Source organism: Candidatus Defluviilinea gracilis (genome assembly GCA_016716235.1).
GTDB classification, from domain to species: Bacteria; Chloroflexota; Anaerolineae; order Anaerolineales; family Villigracilaceae; genus Defluviilinea; species Defluviilinea gracilis.
Map to the genome: position 1 here is coordinate 554,659 of JADJWS010000003.1, position 20,044 is coordinate 574,702.

Annotated in this window: 18 protein-coding genes; 1 reads left to right on the plus strand and 17 read right to left on the minus strand. The window is 52.3% G+C overall.

Annotation, left to right across the window (positions count from 1 at the left end; all coding sequences use genetic code 11):
* Positions 1-105 precede the first annotated feature (105 nt).
* From raiA to IPM31_16590, 17 genes are all read right to left on the minus strand, one after another.
* Positions 106-675: a ribosome-associated translation inhibitor RaiA gene (gene raiA / locus IPM31_16510; GenBank protein ID MBK9008579.1), complete on the minus strand. Its 570-nt coding sequence runs from the start codon at positions 673-675 to the stop codon at positions 106-108.
* A 47-nt stretch (positions 676-722) separates the two neighbouring features.
* Entirely contained in the window at positions 723-1,229 is a 507-nt protein-coding gene (locus tag IPM31_16515; protein ID MBK9008580.1) for a ComF family protein, read from the minus strand.
* Between the two features lie 240 nt (positions 1,230-1,469).
* Entirely contained in the window at positions 1,470-2,411 is a 942-nt protein-coding gene (locus IPM31_16520) for a type II secretion system F family protein (protein MBK9008581.1), read from the minus strand.
* Position 2,412: 1 nt separating this feature from the next.
* A complete protein-coding gene (locus tag IPM31_16525; protein ID MBK9008582.1) occupies positions 2,413-3,381 on the minus strand; it encodes a type II secretion system F family protein in 969 nt (322 codons plus the stop codon).
* Positions 3,382-3,408: 27 nt separating this feature from the next.
* On the minus strand, positions 3,409-4,821 hold the full coding sequence (locus IPM31_16530) for a CpaF family protein (protein ID MBK9008583.1): 1,413 nt from the start codon (positions 4,819-4,821) through the stop codon (positions 3,409-3,411).
* A 23-nt stretch (positions 4,822-4,844) separates the two neighbouring features.
* Positions 4,845-6,086 (minus strand): response regulator, encoded by a 1,242-nt coding sequence (locus tag IPM31_16535; protein MBK9008584.1) that lies wholly within the window; start codon positions 6,084-6,086, stop codon positions 4,845-4,847.
* Positions 6,087-6,127: 41 nt separating this feature from the next.
* Entirely contained in the window at positions 6,128-7,183 is a 1,056-nt protein-coding gene (locus IPM31_16540; GenBank protein MBK9008585.1) for a hypothetical protein, read from the minus strand.
* A gap of 157 nt (positions 7,184-7,340) precedes the next feature.
* The gene (locus IPM31_16545) at positions 7,341-7,490 is read right to left on the minus strand and encodes a Flp family type IVb pilin (GenBank protein MBK9008586.1); all 150 of its coding nucleotides are present in this window, start codon (positions 7,488-7,490) and stop codon (positions 7,341-7,343) included.
* Positions 7,491-7,634: 144 nt separating this feature from the next.
* The gene (locus tag IPM31_16550) at positions 7,635-8,666 is read right to left on the minus strand and encodes a hypothetical protein (GenBank protein MBK9008587.1); all 1,032 of its coding nucleotides are present in this window, start codon (positions 8,664-8,666) and stop codon (positions 7,635-7,637) included.
* A gap of 3 nt (positions 8,667-8,669) precedes the next feature.
* The gene (locus IPM31_16555; protein ID MBK9008588.1) at positions 8,670-9,371 is read right to left on the minus strand and encodes a response regulator transcription factor; all 702 of its coding nucleotides are present in this window, start codon (positions 9,369-9,371) and stop codon (positions 8,670-8,672) included.
* A 182-nt stretch (positions 9,372-9,553) separates the two neighbouring features.
* Positions 9,554-11,026 carry a hypothetical protein gene (locus IPM31_16560; protein ID MBK9008589.1) on the minus strand — a complete coding sequence of 491 codons (1,473 nt, stop codon included), beginning with the start codon at positions 11,024-11,026 and terminating at the stop codon, positions 9,554-9,556.
* Positions 10,989-12,527, minus strand: coding sequence for a hypothetical protein (locus IPM31_16565; protein ID MBK9008590.1), 1,539 nt, complete (start codon positions 12,525-12,527; stop codon positions 10,989-10,991). Before IPM31_16565 ends, IPM31_16560 begins: the two co-directional genes overlap by 38 nt.
* A 17-nt stretch (positions 12,528-12,544) precedes the next feature.
* Entirely contained in the window at positions 12,545-13,810 is a 1,266-nt protein-coding gene (locus IPM31_16570; protein ID MBK9008591.1) for a hypothetical protein, read from the minus strand.
* Positions 13,811-13,985: 175 nt separating this feature from the next.
* The gene (locus IPM31_16575; protein MBK9008592.1) at positions 13,986-14,549 is read right to left on the minus strand and encodes a GNAT family N-acetyltransferase; all 564 of its coding nucleotides are present in this window, start codon (positions 14,547-14,549) and stop codon (positions 13,986-13,988) included.
* Positions 14,550-14,625: 76 nt separating this feature from the next.
* Complete coding sequence (locus IPM31_16580; protein ID MBK9008593.1) at positions 14,626-15,525, minus strand: diacylglycerol kinase family lipid kinase; 900 nt, start codon at positions 15,523-15,525, stop codon at positions 14,626-14,628.
* 127 nt (positions 15,526-15,652) lie between these two features.
* Positions 15,653-16,588, minus strand: a complete 936-nt coding sequence (locus IPM31_16585; GenBank protein MBK9008594.1) for a DMT family transporter — start codon at positions 16,586-16,588, stop codon at positions 15,653-15,655.
* 269 nt (positions 16,589-16,857) lie between these two features.
* Positions 16,858-18,498: a recombinase family protein gene (locus IPM31_16590; GenBank protein ID MBK9008595.1), complete on the minus strand. Its 1,641-nt coding sequence runs from the start codon at positions 18,496-18,498 to the stop codon at positions 16,858-16,860.
* 862 nt (positions 18,499-19,360) lie between these two features.
* On the opposite strand from IPM31_16590, the gene IPM31_16595 reads away from it, so the two are divergent.
* Positions 19,361-19,867 (plus strand): hypothetical protein, encoded by a 507-nt coding sequence (locus IPM31_16595; protein ID MBK9008596.1) that lies wholly within the window; start codon positions 19,361-19,363, stop codon positions 19,865-19,867.
* Positions 19,868-20,044 lie beyond the last annotated feature (177 nt).

The window sequence follows — 20,044 nt, forward strand, 5'->3', positions numbered from 1 at the left end:
AGGACTTACGCAGTTGGCGGGCAGTTCGATTTGCCAAGCAAATCGTGCCGCCGCCGCAGTGCAACTACGGCAAAACAGGTTCAACTGCGTACGTCCTATTTCGTTTTACCCGACGATCGGTTCGATCAACCCATACGACCCGTTCCGCCTTCGATACAACACTTGGATCGAATTCTTCTCGGCGTTGAAAAAGATGAAAAAGTTGTTATGCCCCAGCAGGCGCATTTGTTCAACGGCTTCATCTTCATTCATCGGCATGATGATGAACTTCTTGCGCTTCGCGATCAACGGCAGGAGTTCGCCGGTCTCGTCCACCGGCATCTCTTCTTCCTCCACCACCTCCGCCGCCGAACGCCCATCGCCGCGACCGCGATGACGCTTCCCTTTGTACCGTTCGATCTGCCTCTGCATTTTATCCAACGCCGTATCGAACGCGAGATGCAGATCGTCCGCTCGCTCCTCCGTTCGCAGCAGAAATCCTTTTCCGCGCACGGTCATTTGCGCCACTTGCCGGTCGCTCGCCTGCCGCGCGTTCTTCTCGTGCGACAACTCGATGTAAACTTCTTCTATATCTTGAAGGAGCCGCTCAAGTTTGGCGGTCTTCTTTTCAACATACTCGCGGGTGTTATCGGTCAAACGCATGTTTCGAGCCTGAACATCGATCTTGCTTGTCATGACAGACCTCCTGAAATTATTTTATCAATCACGCATATGCGCGATTGTCAAACGCGATTCAGATCGTGATGTGAAAGCGCCCGCGCGATCGTGATGGCGTAAATCTCTGATGCGCCCGCAGACAGCAACGCGTCGGCACAGGCGGAGATGGTGGAACCGGTCGTCGCCACATCGTCCATCAACAGGACGGACTTCCGCTTCACCTCCGACGGGTCAGCCTGATACGCCGCGCGGACGTTTTCTCGCCGTTCAGCCGCCGTCAAGCCAACCTGCGTGCGCGTCTCGCGGACCTTTCTCACTCCATGCGGCGCGTACGAAATCCCAAGTTCATACGCGAGAGGCTTCGCAACGAGCGCAACTTGATTATATCCTCGCTCTTTCAAACGAGCCTTCCCCAACGGAATCGGGATCAACATATCCACATTCCAGTTCAACTGCTGGGCAAATTCCGCCATGTCTACCGCGATCGCATCCGCAAGCCCAATGTTGCGGCGATACTTGATGGTATGCAACGCGTTCTGCACCGGCGAATCAAAAACCGCCCAAGAACGCATCATTCGATACGCGGGCGGGTTTACTTTGCATTTCTCGCATCGTTCAGCCCCTTTCGTTGGTATTCCGCATTTCTCACAGAACGGTTTGCCGATTTTCGGCGCGCGCTTCCTACAATCAGCGCACCAGCGCGAACCGGGTTTTCCGCATCCGCCGCACACGGGCGGGAAGAGCAAATCCAACCCGCTCCAGGTCCATCGGTACAAGCGATACGACCACGGAATGTTTTTCAAAGCAGTAGATCACAAAGTTGCGTAAATATTAAGCGCCGCCGGAGTGAGAATAATGATCATAATGGACGGGAAGATCAACAACGCCATGGGGACGATCATCTTTACTGGCGCCTTATGAGCCGCTTCTTCCGCAATCTGGCGTCGCTTGACGCGCATTTGATCCGATTGAATTCTCAAAACGCGCGCCATGCTCACGCCCAACATTTCGCTTTGAATGATCGCCGCCACAAAACTCGATACTTCGGGGATTCCCAGACGGTCTCCCATCGCTTTCAAGGCTTCGCGGCGGGTCTTGCCCAACTGCACTTCGCGAATGGTCCGCGCAAATGCCAAAGAAAGTTCATTCTCCCATTTCTCGGTCACTTTTGCCATGGCGGCGTCAAAACCCAAGCCAGCCTCTACGCAGATCGTCAACAAATCCAAGGCGTCGGGCATTGCCCTGCGCACTTCAGATTGCCGCTGGGTGATTCGGCGCGTCAAGATGAGATGCGGCAGAAAAAACCCTCCAAAGAGCGCGCCGCCGATATATAAAAAGTTGTTACTTGCTTGTGGCGCGGGATTCAAAGCCACCGTTGTAATCATGAATCCGCCCAACAAAACGGCGAGGATAAATCGAATTGCCAAAAACGTGGGCGCATCCACGGGCCAGGGGTTACCCGCCAATTCAAGATTACGGGCAGTATCTTGAATCATCTTTTGGGGCGTAAAGCGGGCTGAAAATTCGCCCAACCTCCTCACCGCCGGGATGAGCACCCGTTCGCTGAAGTTCTGAGAAAGCTCAATCTCCTCAAGAGACGCCACTTCGCCCCGCTGAATGAATTCCGAAAGCCGCTCCTGCAACGGATCGTCCGCTTCGCCTTGCGCGGCCGCGTTCGCCCGGATGCTGAAGACCACCACGGCAATAATGACCAGGACAACAACACCGCCGAAGATCAATAATCCAGCGCTCACATCACACCTCGATATCCGCGATCTTCATCATGATGAAATAGCCCAGCGCGATCATGCCGACAATGACTGCCACAGCCACAATTCCGCAGAGCGGTTGGGGTATTCCTCCGCGATCGTCAAAAAATCCTGCCAGATAGTCCGGGCTTACGAACCAAAGCGCCACGCTTAGAAACACCGGGATGAGAGACAAAACAGTTCCAGAGGTGCGCACGGAAGCGGTCAACACGCGAATTTCGCCTTTGATCCGCACGCGTTCCCGGATGGTGAAGGAAATCGTATCGAGGATTTCGGATAGGTTACCGCCAACTTCACGCTGAACATTGATCGCCGTGATCACGAAATCAAGGTCGTCGCTGGGAATGCGGCGAAGCATATTGTCAAGCGCCTTCTCCTGCGGGATACCGATCTGTATCTCCTGGACCAATCTCCTGAACTCATCGGAAATCGGCGCGGGAAGTTCCCGACTCACCGCTTCCATGGCTTGCATCGTGGAATACCCCGCCCGTAAGCCGTTTACCATCAGGTTCAGCATATCAGAAAGTTGATCGTTGAACTTGTAAAGCCGCTGAGTTTGTTGTCGTTTGACGTACAACCGCGGCAGGAAGAACCCGATCACACCGCCGATCACAGCGGAGATCCAGATCGGTTGGAGGAGAAAGCCAATCGCGCCCAAGGCCGCTACCGAAATAAAGATCAAAGCGTAATATTCAGATACTTTAAACTTGAGATCGGCGCGCGCCAACTCGCGGGCAACCCGGTCGCCCCAGGAAGATTTCGCAACCCGTCGGTTTAACCATTCACTGACGACAGCGCCTCGCGAGGATTCTTCCACTCGAGGCTTGTCATCTTCAAGGAATTGACCCAGGCGCTCCTCTACCAACGACCGGTCACTGATCACAGTAATGACTGCGCCAACAATGAGGAGGACCAGGAGGAGGATGCCCCCCCCAAGCAATATGACGGGATTCATTGATCACATACCTGCAAAATCGACCTGCTAATATCGTCGCCTTTCGCCAATACCAAAAATCGATGGGGGCAAATTAATACCCGACGCCTCGATCTTATCCATAAACTTGGGACGCAGACCCGTCGGGCGCAATCGTCCAACGATTTGGCCGTTCTCGATCCCGGTTTGTTCGAACACAAAGATATCGGTCATGGTAATCACATCGCCTTCCATGCCGCTGACTTCGGTGATGTTGGTCACTTTTCTTGTTCCATCGCGCATGCGCTCCTGATGGCAAATTACATCCACCGCAGAGGCAATCTGTTCACGGATGGCGCGAGCAGGGAGTTCCATACCAGCCATTAGCGTCATGGTTTCGAGGCGCGAAAGAGTATCTCGCGGACTATTTGAGTGAAGGGTGGTCATCGACCCATCATGACCTGTATTCATCGCCTGAAGCATATCTAATGCCGCCTCATCGCGGATCTCGCCCACCACAATACGGTCGGGGCGCATACGCAACGCATTGATCACCAACTGTCGGATTGTGATTTCACCGCGTCCTTCAATATTGGGCGGCTTGGATTCAAGCGTAACCACGTGTTCCTGACGAAGCTGCAACTCTGCGGCGTTTTCAATCGTCAAGATTCGTTCATCCACAGGGATAAAACTGGATAACACATTTAGCAATGTTGTCTTTCCAGAGCCTGTGCCGCCGGAAATTACCACGTTCAATCTCGATTCCACACACGCTTTCAAGAACTGCACGCCTTCAGCCGATAGCGATCCATACGTGATGAGTTGATCCACGGTAATTGGGTTCTTGGAAAATTTACGGATCGTCAGGACAGGTCCAACGAGCGAGATTGGGGGAATCACTGCGTTCACACGGGAGCCGTCCGGCAAACGGGCGTCGACATATGGGCTTGATTCGTCGATGCGCCTTCCCAGAGGCGCCACAATACGGTCGATGATGCGCATGACATGATCGTTGTTCTCAAAAGTGACCGGCACGCGATGAATCTTACCTTTACGCTCAATATAGAGATTTTTCGCGCCGTTCACCATCACTTCCGTAATGGTCTCATCCTCCAGTAAGGGTTGTAACGGACCAAAACCAAGGATTTCCGCCGTGATCTGCTCAAACAAACGGGCTTTTTCAGGCCGTGACAGAACGATGTTTTCTTCCGCCAAGATTTGTTCGAAGAGATCCTGGATCGTTTTGCGAACATCATCGGTCCGCGAGATATCCATGGTAGGATCGAGTTCGGATAGTAGTTTATTCTGTACGCGGGTTTTCAGGTCGAAGTATGTGCCAGCCTGCGGCGATGTGATGGGCGCGTTTACGCGCCTTGCCTGCAAGGATGCAAGTTTTGAACCATCCCCTCCCTGATTGCCGGAGGATTGTCCGCCGCCGGACGACCCCGTCTGTCCTTGTTCAATTCTTTTCAATAGAGACATATATATCTCCTATAACTCTTTGCTTATCGCCTGGCAACCCGGCCCGGTTCACCGTCAGACTCGAGTTCGGCAACACGCGCCCGGACGTTTTCAGCCAAAGAAAGAATTCCTCGGGATGCAGGCTGATTTCTGGCTTCCAAAATAAACGGGACGCCGCGATTCACCGCCTTTGTTACAACTTGTTCGTCCAGCGGGATGATCGTCGCAACAGGTTGTTTTAGGTTGTCAGCCACCCGGTCCGGCGTGATATTAATCCGTTTGTCAAAGCGGTTCATCACAAAAATGATCCGGTCGCGATCGACGCCCATGGTTTGCAGAAGATCTAAAAATAAACGACAATTCTTGATCGAAGGAATATCCTGGGAAGTGACAAGAATGATGATATCGCTAATATCAAGAATGGAAAGGACGTTGTCGGTCAGGTAGGGTGATGTATCAACCACCACATAGGGGTAAAGTTTTTGCAGATATTCGAGCACCTTAGACAACTGCTCGCCAGTCACCTTTTCGGCGTATTCAGGGCGGCTGGGTGCGGCAAGGATGTGCAACCCCGATGCCGCATGTTTCACCATGACTTCCTCAACGATCTCCGGGTCGAGTTCTTCGGCTCGCGGCGCCAGATCGGCAATGGTATTCTTACCTTGTTCATTGACAAAGACAGCGACGTCGCCAAATTGAAGATTCGCATCCACCAACGCGGCGCGAGTGTCTTCATTATTTAGGGTCAGGGCAAGATTCACGGCAATGGTAGTGCAACCGACACCGCCTTTAGGGCTGTAAATCGTTACAATTTTCCCCTTCGTGCCATACGAATAACTAGTCCCAGCCATCGATCCCATGGCAGGCGCCACTTGGACCTGGGCGGCCTTCGCTTTTTCGCTCAGCGCCATTGCGCCAGCCCGACGAATCGCAGAGATCAGCTCGTCCCCCATGGGAGGTTTTGTGAGAAAATCACGCGCCCCGGCAAGCATAGCCCGCCGCATATAATTTTGATCGTTCTGAACCGAGAGGATGACCACCTGCACGGCAGGTTGTTTGGCTCGAATGGCTTCCGTCGCGGCTATTCCATCCATATCCGGCATGTTGATATCCATCAAAACAACATCCGGCTGCGATTCTAAGGATGTTTGAATTGCCTCCTTGCCGGTTCTCGCAACGCCAACAACCTCAACGTCAGATTCAAACTGAAGGAGTTTCCGAACATTCTCTCGTGTTTCGGAAATATCGTCAACGATCAAGACTTTAATTTTGTCGCCTGGTGCCATGAAGGATCAGCCTCTACTGATTGATGATCAACAATTCTCGATTAAGGCTCTGCCGGTACGGTGTCATTCGGTAACACCGGCGGGGTCAAGATATCAACTCGTGGACCGGTGGTATAGGGAAGTTTGGAAGGCAGGGAAATTCCGTACTTCGTCAACAAGTTGGTCAGAGTTGCCGCTTGTGTTTCGATGCGGGAAGTGTCATTCGGGTTGCGCAAGGTCATGGTAATGAGCGCCCCGTTATACATCAGGTAATTCAAATAGATCGAATCCTGAGGGTCAACCATGATGGTAATAATATCCGGCGCCGCTTGAGCCTGGGCTTGAGCAGGAGATGGAGTGGCGTTCGGATCCGCCGAGGGAGCCGCCAACGTGAAATTGCCAAGCTTCATCACAACCTTATCCTGCAAGATCATTTGACACACCATGCGAGGGCGTTGCGCTTCGGATGGAATCACATAAAACGGCTGTTGAAATGTGGGGTCAAGTTCCACCCGCCCCTGAGTTGATAGCTCGCCGCCAGACACAACGGCGGCAGACAGGACCGGCAAGGCATTGGGAGGAAACCCCGTTCCGGTAACGACTGATGTGCGATTGGGCAAAATGGTCTGATAGGCTGGGTCAATATCAATAAATAGTAAACAGGCATTGACGTTGACGTGGGCTCCATCATTGATCCCGTAGCCGGCTGTGGCGAGACGGCTCGTTGGAATCGTGATCGCCACCATGCCCGTCGGGATTTGAACCGCCCAAGCGGGACCGGAAATTTCCACCGGTTTCGATCCAACCATAGACGAGGTAATCACAACGCCTTGCTCCAAGGTGAACCGAGCGGTCTGACCCACCAAATTCGCCTCTTCGCCTGCGGTAAACATAACTTCTGCAACATTTGCCGAGGGAATGGAAAATTTGCCAAGCAAATCTGCCGTAATTTCAGCGCCTTGGGGAATGTTCTGGGCGGCATAGTAGATTTCAGTTACCGCCGTTTGGGTCGCTTGCTGCTGTGTGGCAGGGGCGAGCAAATTAAGGGCAACGAACAAGACTCCCAGCCCCACTACAAGAATTAATACAACGAAGATTAGTAATCGTCCGCGACGCATATTTCAGATCTCCTCTCTTGACTGTTCATCCGTCAAGCTGGTATGTCCATCTTTCCTGTGATTATACAGCATAAACAAGAGGCGATAATGGCAAATTAGTAAAAAAGTAGGACTCTGCCAATGGCAGAGTCCTACTTTTTGACAGGTCAGAGTGGGGTTACGGCAGGGAGTTGTTGATGCTGGAGAAGGTATTGCCGATCTTGGGTCCGAGCAACGTCATGACCGCAATCACAACGATCGCCACAAGAGCAATGATGATGGCATACTCAACCAAACCTTGACCTTTTTCTTTGGGTGCAAATAACATGATGAAATCTCCTTTTGATCTGAAATATTTACCTGAGGCATTCCTCAGTGTTGTTTCTATTGTATTCAGCCTTGGCTAAAAATCAAGATGGAGAGGATGAGAATCGCTTACAATCCTGTTATCTTCACCTAACGACTTTGAAACTTACGATCGCGCCGAAACCGCAAAAGAAACGCGCGCGCCTTTGCCCGGGGAACTGTCGATTTCGAAATTTCCACCCAACATCTCAGCCCGCTCGCGTATCAGTTTCAACCCAAGACTATTATTCTGGAGCGCGCTGTCGGGGTCAAACCCTTTACCATTATCGTCAATACTGACGCGGATTCGATCCTCTCCCAAATCTGTCAGCACTTTCACCTGGGTAGCCTGCCCATGCCGAGCCGAGTTCCCGAGCAGTTCTTGAATTGCGCGGAATAACATAACTTCGAGATAGGGTTGCAGGCGACGTTCATTACCGGTCACGGTGATGGTTATATCAATGCCTGTCTGTTCTCTGTAAGCGTCGGCATAACGACGGAGCGTGGGGACCAGCCCCAAGTCGTCCAACATCATCGGGCGCAACTCAAAGATGAAATTCCTCACCTTCTGGAAGGTGCCCATCGCGGACGATTTCAAATTATTCAATTCATCGCGAGCTTGGTTTGTATCCACATCCATCAGGCGCATTGCGATCTCGGTCTGGAGGATGAAATTCGAGAGCGCTTGCGCGGGTCCGTCGTGTATTTGGCGCGATAAACGCTGGCGTTCGGTTTCCTGCGCATTGACCAGCATTTCGACGCTTGCCATGGGTCCTTTGGATGCCGACCCGGGCGAAGCAGTGACCGCTCCGCCGCCTGCGGTCATTGCGCTTGCCCGTTCAAGCGCAGATTTGAACCGTTCGAGGTGGGTTTTTTCACTTTGGAGTTTTTCCAACTGCCCTCGCATCACAAACAGCCGTTGCTGGGCGTCCAGGGCGGAATCGTAGGCGTTTCGGATTTCCTGCTGGGGCATTTTATCCAATTGGTTCTGGACCTGTTGCAAGTGAGTGGTAATTGCCGCATTCCGCTGGGAAAGTTTGGAGACTTCAACCTGACTTTGCTCGATCATCAAGGTAATCTCACGCAACGCGCGGACTGTTTCGTCAAGTTCAGTTTGAATGTCCAATTCGCCGGCGGGCGATTCCATTTCCACAGACATACATTACTCCTGGGTTTTCTCTTGGTCGAATTGTAACTTAACCCAACCGCGCTTGAGGGCATAGACAACGGCCTGGGTGCGGTCTTCAACGCCGAATTTGCGAAGGATCGAGGTGACATGGTTTTTCACAGTCTGGTGGCTGATCCCCAACATGCCGGCAATTTCCTTGTTGCTCATGCCGCGCACAACACAACTGAGGACTTCCATTTCACGGTCCGATAAAGGATGAAATGGCGCGCCAGGCTCACTGTAGGATCGACGCGTGCCTTCCATCTGTTCGTCGATCCAGTGGTCAAGTTCGCGCCGGTTGAACACATTTCCGCCAACCGCGTACCTCCCCTCGGAAACGGCTCGAATCGTTCGCGCTAACACATCGGGTTCAATATCCTTTGCGCAATATCCAGCCGCGCCTGCGATCATTGCATGGATTGCCTGTTCGACATCGTCATAGCCGGTCAGCAAAACAACACGGGTCGGGATGCGATCGGATGACACGTGATGCGTAACTTGTTGACCATTCAAGCCGGGCATGTTCACATCGAGGATCGCCACATTGGGCTTCAACGACCGAATTTGATCAAGCGCGTCATTCCCATCTGAGGCTTGAGACAAAATCCGAAAATCCCGTTCCAGAGATAACGCATCCACCACCCCCTGCCGAAATAACGGGTGGTCGTCTGCAACGATCAGAGTGATTTCATTCATAATTCAATCCCATGTTTAACTGTGCGCCGGAGTATAGCACAGGTGGAACATGGGGGCAATTTGGCGAGTTTGCGCTTGCATTTCAATATCGTTTTAGCATTCATGATTTCCATTTTAAGACCTGCCGTAGTTGCACTGCGGCGGCAGTACAATTGCCCGCCAACTGCGTAAGTCCTGATTCATTATTTCCATTTTAAGACCAGCATGTGTTCATCGGGGTTTGTAGAGGATAAAGCCCCGCCCGCAACATGGATGATTTCCCGGTTTGCGAGTAGCGCATGATAAAAACCTGGGGGCGCAATCAGGTAATCAACCGACCGCTCGTTGAGATACTCTACCAGCCTAGCTTCATCGCGGATAAACGGGATCACTTCCGGATCAACCAACCCGGCAAGGTCAACAAGCGGATTTGAGACAAAATATCCCATCGCGCCGATATCATGAACGGCGAGGGTGTCGTCGGGTGGGATATTTTGTTTCACCCATTCGGCAGTGGCAACCATTTCACTTTCCACCCAGAGCACATCATCCGCATTTTGCAACCCGCCCAGGATGAAAAACAATACCGAGAACACCGCGACCAGAGTCGTCCACAGAAATTTCAGGCGCAGATTCGATGTTGCCCTCAACGCGAACCCAGCCATGCCTAACAATCCCCACAGGTAAAGGATGGGAAAAGCAGGGATGATGTAACGCCCGTGTTGATAGGGAGGCAACCGCAGGAAATAGATCAAGATATATCCAATAAACCAGATCACCCCAGCCAACGCGCCCCAATTTCGATTCCGAATTGCCCCGCCCACCCACCCTACTGCGCCGGGGAACAAAGCAATGAAAGGGCTCGCAAAAATGGGCGCCAAATAATCGACTAGGCGGTCTTTCAGCGGTTGGTCGAGCCAGGCGGCTTGATACTCCGCTTGCTTGGCGTAGAACGTATTTGGCATTGGGTGACCGGACAGCGCAAGATTGAATAACATATACAGAAGGAACAAAACCCCAAAACCGATCAACGCAGAAACAGCCGATCTGCCGCGCGAGGACCAACTTTTTTCATTGAAGACAATCGTAAATAAAATCGGACCCAGCAATGTCGCTCCATCGGGACGAACCCACACACTGAGACCGGCAAGCAGACCCAACATAGCATAGCGCTTCGCGCCGCCGATGAGAGCTGTTAGAACAAGAAAGATCAACAACGCGTGGAGCAGGGTTTCCATCCCGGAGGTTGCCGACCAGGTGAGATGCCAGGCAAACGCAAAAAAGATTCCCACCCAAGGGACGCGAGGCTGATACCCCGTCAGCAATTTTCGCGCGCTGGCTTCGGCTGAAATGGCGAGCAGGGTTAGCATCAACCATCCGAGAAAAAATGTCCAACCATAGGGAGCCAGGCGCAGTACATATCCGATCGAAAGTAATAACGTCCAAAGTGGCGAGGTGGAACCGGCAGATTGCTCGCCGAGCCGAAACGCCCATTCGCCCTGTTCGGCGAAATTTCTCGCATACGTGAGGTGAATCCACGCGTCATCAAGCGGAAAGCCGACGCGAGCGATCGTCGCGCTCATCAACAAATACAGCCCCACCGCAATGAGCGCCGCGCAGGCGACGATCACGCGCCAATCAAGGGTTGGCTTCGATGAAATAGAGGCGCGCGCCATCGACTTCTCCTACAAAAATAAAATTTGAGTTCCCTTCCGGGATGTCGTATAAATCTTGAATCGCGTCGTACGTGCCACCCTTCTCAAGGACAAGATATCGCGCGTCAAATTTTTCCGCGACGGCAAGGATCGTCGATTCATCTCCAAACGGCAACGCGACCGCCGCCCGACCCGATGAGATGAAGTACCCGGGCGGATTACGGACGATCACCACATCCTTCGGGCTGATTCCACTTTCCTGAAATTTTTCCTCCACTTTCGCATACACGGCATCATCCTGCGCCCATCCGTCGGAGATCACGCGAAGATTCACGAGATAGAACGTCATAAACACAGCCAGAAAGATCATCATCCCTTGAAATACAAACGGCGCGTTTTTGTCTTTAAACTGACCACGATCGCGCGCCCACGCAAGGACGGCGTCCAGCCCGACCGGCGCGACAGCCCACCACATCGGCTGGAACGCCGCGCCCGCATGGAAAAAACTTCCGCGCGGACCTGCGAATGGAAAGACGACCGTCATCACAGCAAAAAGGATCAGCCAGCCTATTACCGCGACCTTTGTCCGCAATTCCTTTCGCAGACCCCACAATCCAACAACAATGAAGGGAAGAAGAAATATCTCGCCTTGCGCGCCAAGTGCGATGCCCAAGTTCGATGCAAGCGCGGCAAGCCGGTCTTGCAATGCCGCGCTCCAGCCTGCTTGCAGGAATCCATCGCGCGTCAATGCGTCGAGCGGATAGATGAAGGTTTGGTTGTAATTCTCAAGCCAGAGCAAGCGTCCGCCGCCGGGGGCGAGGAATGAGTGAAACAAGGTAAAGGTGCGGTAGTGCCAAAAGCCCATGGTCACGAGGTAGCCGAGGAGAGTGAGCAAGCCGGCGGAAAGCGTAGAGCGGGCTTTCGCAATCACACTTGCCTTCTCCATTCGAAAGAGGGGGATTAACCCCGCAAGACCGAGCCAGAGCAAACCGTCACTGCGCGAAAGAGTCAACAGGCCGGCGAGCGCGCCGAGGGCGAGGGGAATCCATTTTTCGTTACGGGGGGCAAGGAGGAAAAAAGTCGCGCCGAGAATCATAAAGATGGCATAGTTATCAGGGACGGGCATGAACGGCGCGTAGTACAGCGAGAAGATCGACAGCAAGCCGGAAGCCAGGGCAAGGCGGGTTTGGCGAGAAATGTCGAAAGCGAGAGCGGCGGTCAGGAGGGGCGCGCAGGCTGAAAGGAGGATGAACGGAGCGCGTCCAGCCGCGTAGGTGGCGAGTCCCGTGACCCACATCCCCAGGGCCGAGATCATGGACGCCAGCGGCATCCAATAGGTGTGCGAGGGGTTGGGGAGTCCTTGCGGGTCGCTGAGGTAATTCCAGATGTAGGGTTCGGTGAAGCCTTTGCCTTGCGCGAGTTGAATGCCGCCGGCAAAATAATAATCGGCGTCCATGTAGCCCGGCAGGTTTTGATAGCGCGAGACCGCGATTGGGACAGCCAAGCCAACGAGGAAGAGCATAAGGTAATGACGCCAGTTCATTTGCGTAACCCCACTTGATCGAACCACGTGCGCGGCGAACGGACGGCAAACCAGCGCATCCAGTACAGGGCGAGGATCGCCGCCATGGGCGGAAGGGTCGCGAGTAGATCTTTGTACAGGTATGATGCAAAAACAAACGACGCGTAGTACAAACCGAATGGGATCAGCAAGCCGCTCGCGAACACGATGAAGCCCGCCATGATCGGGCGGCGATTCCAGCGCTCGGATACAAGCAGGAGGATCAAAATAAAAGCGGGTAACAACGTCGCATAGTTGGACGGGAACATCGGAAAGCCAAGCAAGGGCGTTGCGGCAAGCGCGAGGCAGGCGACCCAGGTGATTCGGCGAAAATGCTCCTGTGCCGCGCGAAGCATTTCGATGAGCACGATGATCAGCAAAGCGGCAGAAATCACTCCACCCATTGGAAATCTCGAAGCGGGGAACCAAAATTCCAATATGGCGTTGAGGTTCAACGCCGCGCCGCGATACCAATCGGACAGCGTCGCGCGAACGTACGGGAGGAACCAGTCTGGCTTCATCAAAAAAGATACCGCGAGCAACACGAAAAGCGCCATGCCAAAACCGGTCAGCGCCGCCCAGCGCTTATTGGCAACGACGAGGAGGAGGATGAATAGAAAAAATAACGCGCCCACTTCCCACTGATAGACGAGAAGGGCAAGCAGACCACCGACGAGTTCATCATGGAAGGAACGGAGCGCGAGCAGGATCGAGATGTAGATGAAGGTGAAGAATATTGTGGGAGACGCGGAGATCAGAGACAAAAGGCTGTAGTAACCGAATAGCGAAAAAGCAAAAAGGCATATAAGCGCCCAGTGCGGAGCCTGCCATTCGAGCAGGCGCAAGGTAAGCAAAACGGTTCCCACCAATGCGGCTTCGGCGAAGAGCATCCAAATGCCGCGCGCGATTGAAAAATCGCTGAAGACCGCCAACGGCGCATACAACAACACAATATAAAACGGATCGTTCAGCACATATCCATACTCGCTAGCCAGGGCGGTTCGCCCATAGACCAACGACTGCGCGCGCTCGGCAACGGCTGTGCTGTATGGCTCCACGCCCTCGAACATGAACGCGCGCGCGCCATTCCAACGTAAAGATAACCACTCGCCGCCGGGCAGGGACCGCGCGAGGAAGATATTCAGCGCAAGCAATCCGGCGAGGACAAGGAAAAACAAAATAAGGAAGCGAATATCCTCCCAACTCCATCCTTTGCGCATTTTGCGAATATCTTGAAATGCCATATTCTCTCGAGTGCAACAACCGTTGAGCCGCGAAGCCCGCCATGAACGCTAAAAATTCTGAAACCGGCGGGGTCCAGGAACCACGAGGACACGTCTGAAACCTGCGATCCTTTTTTTCCTTGTACCGCGTGTCCTTCGTTTGAAAAGGTTCCCGTTAATTACGGGGGAGCCAAAATTACTCAATGACAAACCGAAAGATTGGACGTGTGGGTGAATTGCGCGCAACCTCTTTGAAGCCCGCCTGCTCGAACGCGGATGCCAACCCTGTGAACGCAAACGGAGGCGCGATCGTTTTCTCAGCCTCCACAGGATAGCCTTCGACGATCTTTCCGCCCTTCGATCTGACATACCCAACCGCGGCTTTCAACAACTCGACGTTGATGCCCTGCTTGCGGAACTTCTTCGCGACAAAAAAGCACGGCACCGACCAGACTTCCTGTTCGTCCACCGGCTTGAGAATTTTGGAGTGCGCCAGTTTTTCATACGCCGCGCGCGGCTCCACCGCCACCCAGCCGACTACATCGCCATGCAGGTATGCGAGCAAACCCGTGACCGCGCCATCGTTTAATTGGTTTTTATGCAATTGCCGCGCTTCGTAGCCTTTTGCTTCGTCGTAGGCTTTGCCGCGCAGTTTCCAATACATACACCAACAGCCATCACATGCGCCATGCGAGCCGAAGAGTTCTTCGAAGTCATTCCAGAGGTTTCGAGTGAGGGGGTGAAAAGAGAGTTCGCTCATCAAATATTCCTAGCCGCAAAGACCACAGAGTTCTCGGGGAAAATCTCAAACTCTCCGCGCTCGCGGTGGCCAAATTCTACGCCGTCAGTATGTTTAGTTTTTGCGGCAAAATTTCGTAGTCAAAATCTTGAATCCATTCGGGGAGCAGTTCGCCATCGGTGTGGGCGGGAGAGGGCGATTCGAGGTGAAGGGAAATTTTCGTCGTGTTCACTTCGCGCATCCCGTCCATTTCAACATAACTGCCTTTGTCTTCATTGAACGCGCGGGGCAAAGCCTGAAAGAGTCCAAGTCGCGTGGCGCGATAGCCGAAGGCGAGGGTCAACTTCCCGTCGAAAGGATTCGCGTGTGGCGTCATGAAGAATCCGCCCGTGCGCCGTCCGTTCCCGATTGAAATGAGGGAAAATTTTCCGCTGTATTCGCCACCGTCCCAGGTGAGCCTGCCTGTCCAGTCGGGTTTATCCATGATGCCCTGCACCGCCGCAACGAGATAACGCCCAATGCCTTTGATCCAATGGATCTTTTCATGCTTGAGGGTGACGTACGGCTCAAGCCCGGCGCCCGAATTGTTGATGAAATATTTATTGTTCAGCCTGCCGAGGTCCATCGCGCGAGTCTTTCCGTTTGCAATGACGCGCGCGGCTTCGTTGAGTTCCTTCGGTAGACCGAGCGCGAAAGCGACGTCGTTCGCGGAGCCCGTCGGCATGATACCCAGCGGACCAATCGCTTCATTCGCAGTGGACGCCTGCATCAATCCATTGACCGCGTCGCCCAGCGAACCGTCGCCGCCCGAGACGATGATCGGCGAAAACTTTTCACGCGCGGCTTGCGCGGCGAGTTCGACGATCTGTCCCTTGTGTTGCGAGACGACCAACTCGAATTTCACGCCCGCGGCATTGAGCGCGGCTTCGGCTTCGGGCCAGCGCTTTTGTGAGTTCCAGCGGTTGGAGTAGGGATTCAGAATAACTTTTGCTGTCATTTTTATGATTAACCGCCAAGAGCGCGAAGATCGCAAATTGAACCAGATTTTCCTGGCGCAGCTAAGTTTTTCGGCGTCTCTGCGGTTGCAAATGAAAGGGGGTTGTTCGGCAAAGTGATCGTGGCGTTCATGGATCAGGTATTTCAATTTTACTTGAATTCCAACTTTTGAATTGCGCGAGTAAAACTGCAACGAAGATGACAATACAACCAAGACTCTGAATTGGCTGGAGGGTCTGACTCAACACGAGCCAACCTGCAAGGGCGGCGAAGACCGCCTCAAGGCTGAGAATCAGGGCGGCGTCGGTGGGAGGCGTGTGTTTTTGTCCCCACACTTGAAGCGTGTACCCGATGCCGACCGAGATCGAAGCGCGGAAAAGAATCGCGCCGACGAGCGGAAGCGCCGTCAGTTGCGAAACGTCTTCGAGGGCGAGTCCGCAGAGGAGGTTGAGAAGTCCGCTGATGAAGAAGTGACCCGCCGCAAACGAAACGGATTCGAATTTGGAGGCGAACCGCCCCAGCACAACAACGTGCAACGCCCAAAACGCAGAGCCGACGACTTCCAGCGCGTCGCCTCTTTGGAACTCGAATTTGCCCGCCGTGGAAAGGAAGTACGCCCCCACCCCAGCAAGGACGACCGCGAGCAAGTCCACCCCGTGTGGTTTTTCGCGGAACATCGCCCACAACAAAAACGGAGTGAACACCACGTAGAGGCTGGTGAGGAAACCCGCGTTGGCAACCTTGGTGTAGAACAGCCCCACCTGTTGGAAGGCTGTGGCGAAAAACAGGATCGCGCCCGCGATGAACATCCACTTCCATTGTTGGGATATTTTAGGTAGCCACAGAGACCTTTGAGAATTTTTCTTTTTCTCTTTTTTCTCTGTGCTCTCTGCGGCTAAAGTGGTTTTCGGGATGAACGGAAACAAAATCAACGCGGCGAGCATGAAACTCACGCCGTTGAATAGATAAGCGACATGGTACTGCGCCGCTATTCCCTGCGCGACAAATCCCGTCCCCCAGATGATGGCTACAATGAAGAGAAGAATGTCGGCTTTGAGGCGCATGAGATGCGAGGACTAGGTTTGTTGTCGGATCCTATGATTTGTTGTCGGATCAACTGCGCAGACGATTTTAATACCGATAATACTTTACGTGGATATTATACAATCAAGGCAAAACAACTTTTCTCGTAACAAGCATGGAGGATCCCAACTTCATCGGCGAGAAACCATGATGAAACACTACCGTAAGGAACTCTGGTTCAACCTCCCCTCCCGCCGCGGATTCGTGAATATTACGCCCGAGGTGGAACTTGCCCTGCGCGAAAGCGGAATCAAAGAGGGGATGGTTCTGGTGAACGCAAGTTTGTCACACCTCCACCACCGGGACCGCCCCATCGCGTAGCTTTTGGTAGTTTGCGGATCTCTCCGGAAATTTCCCCTGCGGCACTATAAATTGTAAATCTCCCTTTATCGACTACGACCTGAACCTTCAATATTTCGAGATTTCGCCTTTTGACATGAACGTCGGCATTCTCTTTTCCTACAAAAACATCCTGAGCAAATTCAATCACACCCTGAATGGCGCCGTCCGTCAACTGGGTAACGCTTAATTCTGTCTGTAAAGCACCCTGTCGCTTACATAAAGCATCATATCTCTGATTTACTTCTGCCATATTCTGTTCTAAACTTTTTGCTACCAGTCCAGTCGCACGTTTTAGCGCCTGGCCAATCTCCACAGCGTCGGCTTCGGTCTGAATCATCATTGCTTCTACAGCGTTCAACTCCTCCAATTTTGGATCTAGCGCATTCAATTCCTCTTGTTGGGCAATCCGTAATTGCTTTTCTAATTTTTCGAGGTTACTGAAGAGGTCAATGATGCTATCCCAAACATCAACCTCAATAGCGTCGGCACGAACAGAACGTGCCCAACAAGTTCTTTCTTCCAGGTGGCTATGATGATTATTCCGCCAAGTACATGTGTAATACTGATGATCGCTAAAATACTCACCGCTCATCGCTCTTCCGCAGACACAACGAATTAGTCCACTTAGCAGGTAATCATGCCGCTTGTTGCGTCGCGAAAAACGCTTGTTCTGTCCTCTTAATTCTTGCGCAGCTTCCCAAGTTTCGCGATCTACCAATGGCGGAACCTCGACTTCAATCCATTCCTCTTTTGGGCGTTCATTGCGGGTTGGACCAATACGGACTCCAAACCGCCAAATTCCGGCATAGGTTTCACGCTCAATCACCGAAAGGACTGTATAAGTGTGCCACATACCGCTTCCACGGGAACGGTGATAACCAGAGTTTGTTTCGCCAGGGGTCGGAATACGCATTTCGGACAATCTCTTGGCGATCCCACCTGCTGAAAGTCGCTGACCAGATTCATCACCATAAACATACCATTGATAGATCAATTGTACGATTTTTGCCTCTTCTTCAAACGGCTTAAAATTCACTACCTTTCCATTCTCATCGCGAATATGATCATATCCGTAAGGTGCCCGTGTTCCTACCACCCTTCCGGTACGTGCTTTTGCTCTTTTTCCCCGCATAGAGCGTTCTCTGATTTTCTTTCGTTCATCACTCCCCTGCCATCCTTTAATGACGAGAACAATGTCCAATTCGCTCTCGATCTTCCCAACATCAAGAGCATATACTTCAACTCCCGCACGAAGCCAGTTTCGGACTGTGGCAAGCAAGTCTACGATGTCACGCGACAAGCGATCCACCTGATGCACAACCACGGCATCCACCTCACGAAACTTCACCATTTCTGCCAGACGCTTCCCCTGTGTGCGGTCAGCAACTGGAATGGCACCACTATTATCTTCCTTGAACTCAGCCACAATTGAGTACCCCAATTGTTCGATATACTGCCGACAACCATCCAACTGGCTTGGTAAACTGTACCCTTTGTCAGCTTGATCATCTGTCGAAACACGAGCGTAAATTGCTGCTTTTTTAGTCATTGTTCTACTCCATGTAGAATTTCATGAGATATATATCAATATGAAAGAAGGGGATGCGCCGGCACATCCCCTTCTTTGAATCAACCTTGGTTTGTCACGAATTCAGTCACTTCGTTGAACAATGCTGGTCCAAGCAAATGACGTTGCTCTTCGGCAGGAATGTCAAGTTTTGCAACAATATCGAAAAGAAGCAAACCGACCGGGCTCTCACAGTGCAGAAGGCTCGTCCCTCCTGCGACAGACTCCAGGAACACTGATCAAAGGCTGCCATTGTATCATTACAATGTAATTAGACACCCAGACAAGCCCAACCGCAGTATTTTTACCGCGGACCGTGTCGTTTGTCCGAAGATTTTTCAGCGCTTTCAAATATGCCAAGAGGATTTGTTTATTGCCCAGACAGGTCAAATTTGCGGGCAGCAATCTTCCTCTCGAATAAGAAGGCGCAAATACTCAGCACGATAGCTGGTCAATTTTGCAGCCTTGAACAGTCAGCCATTCTTCACTCTTGACGTTTATGCCATGTGATTACACACGCCGCAAATGCCCTATCATGTAAAATCTTCCGCAGTTGCCCTTCACGGCCAGGTACTTCTTTGGGAGAACTCAGCGATTTTGCGACCATGCTTTGCAAATAATGCGAGCGCACGATCCAGGACGCTTGGCATTATCTATAGTCACAAGTCGTATGCTCCAAAACTCCCACCGCTATCTGACGAACGCAGAGCAAGCCAACTGGGAAGTTACTTTTAGCATCCTGTGTTGTAAGCGAACGATATTCCCAAGATAAACAGCAGGCTCATCTTTTGATTCAGCGAATCAGGCGGGATCACATTCATCTCAATCTGAGAACGGCTCGCTGTTGTTGGTAACAACCTATCCAATCATAGACGGGCTGACCGGGCAAGCCAGCACCTTGGGGACGCCTGCAAGCCAGATAGCCGGTGTCGGCGATATAGATTTTGAATTGCAAGCCGCTGGAGCGGGAACCACAGTCAGCACTGGACCGGTCACTACATCTTGTGGAACAACCAGGCAGATTATTCCTGTGACGATGCAAGACTGCACTATGACTTTTAAAACTGATGACTGGTATTGTACGAATCGTCCTTTAATTGACACGTCGATGCCTATTCCCGCCTTTCTCAGGACGGAAAATATTGCGTCTGTCCTGTTGAAGATGACGTTTCAGCCGCAAGGTAATGTATTGAACCACAGCAGTCAGATTAATTTCAATGACACATTAATCGGCTCTTTCACAGATACGATTCCCACTTTGTATGCGCCGACTCTCAAGCCAGCGCGCAACAAATTGTTCAACAGACCTATGCCTGTAGCGCTTCAACTATTTACGTATTCAATCCTCTGACTGATGTATTTCCAGGCTCGATCCTTAATGCTGGTGGAAGTAAAACAATTTCCGGCAGGATTGAGAATGATGGGAACATCAGTAATACCGCATGCACGCAGGAGTGCGATGGCGACCCAGTCAATACCCATACTGGTGTATTTTCCTTTACCCTAGCGGATCTAACTATACCCACCT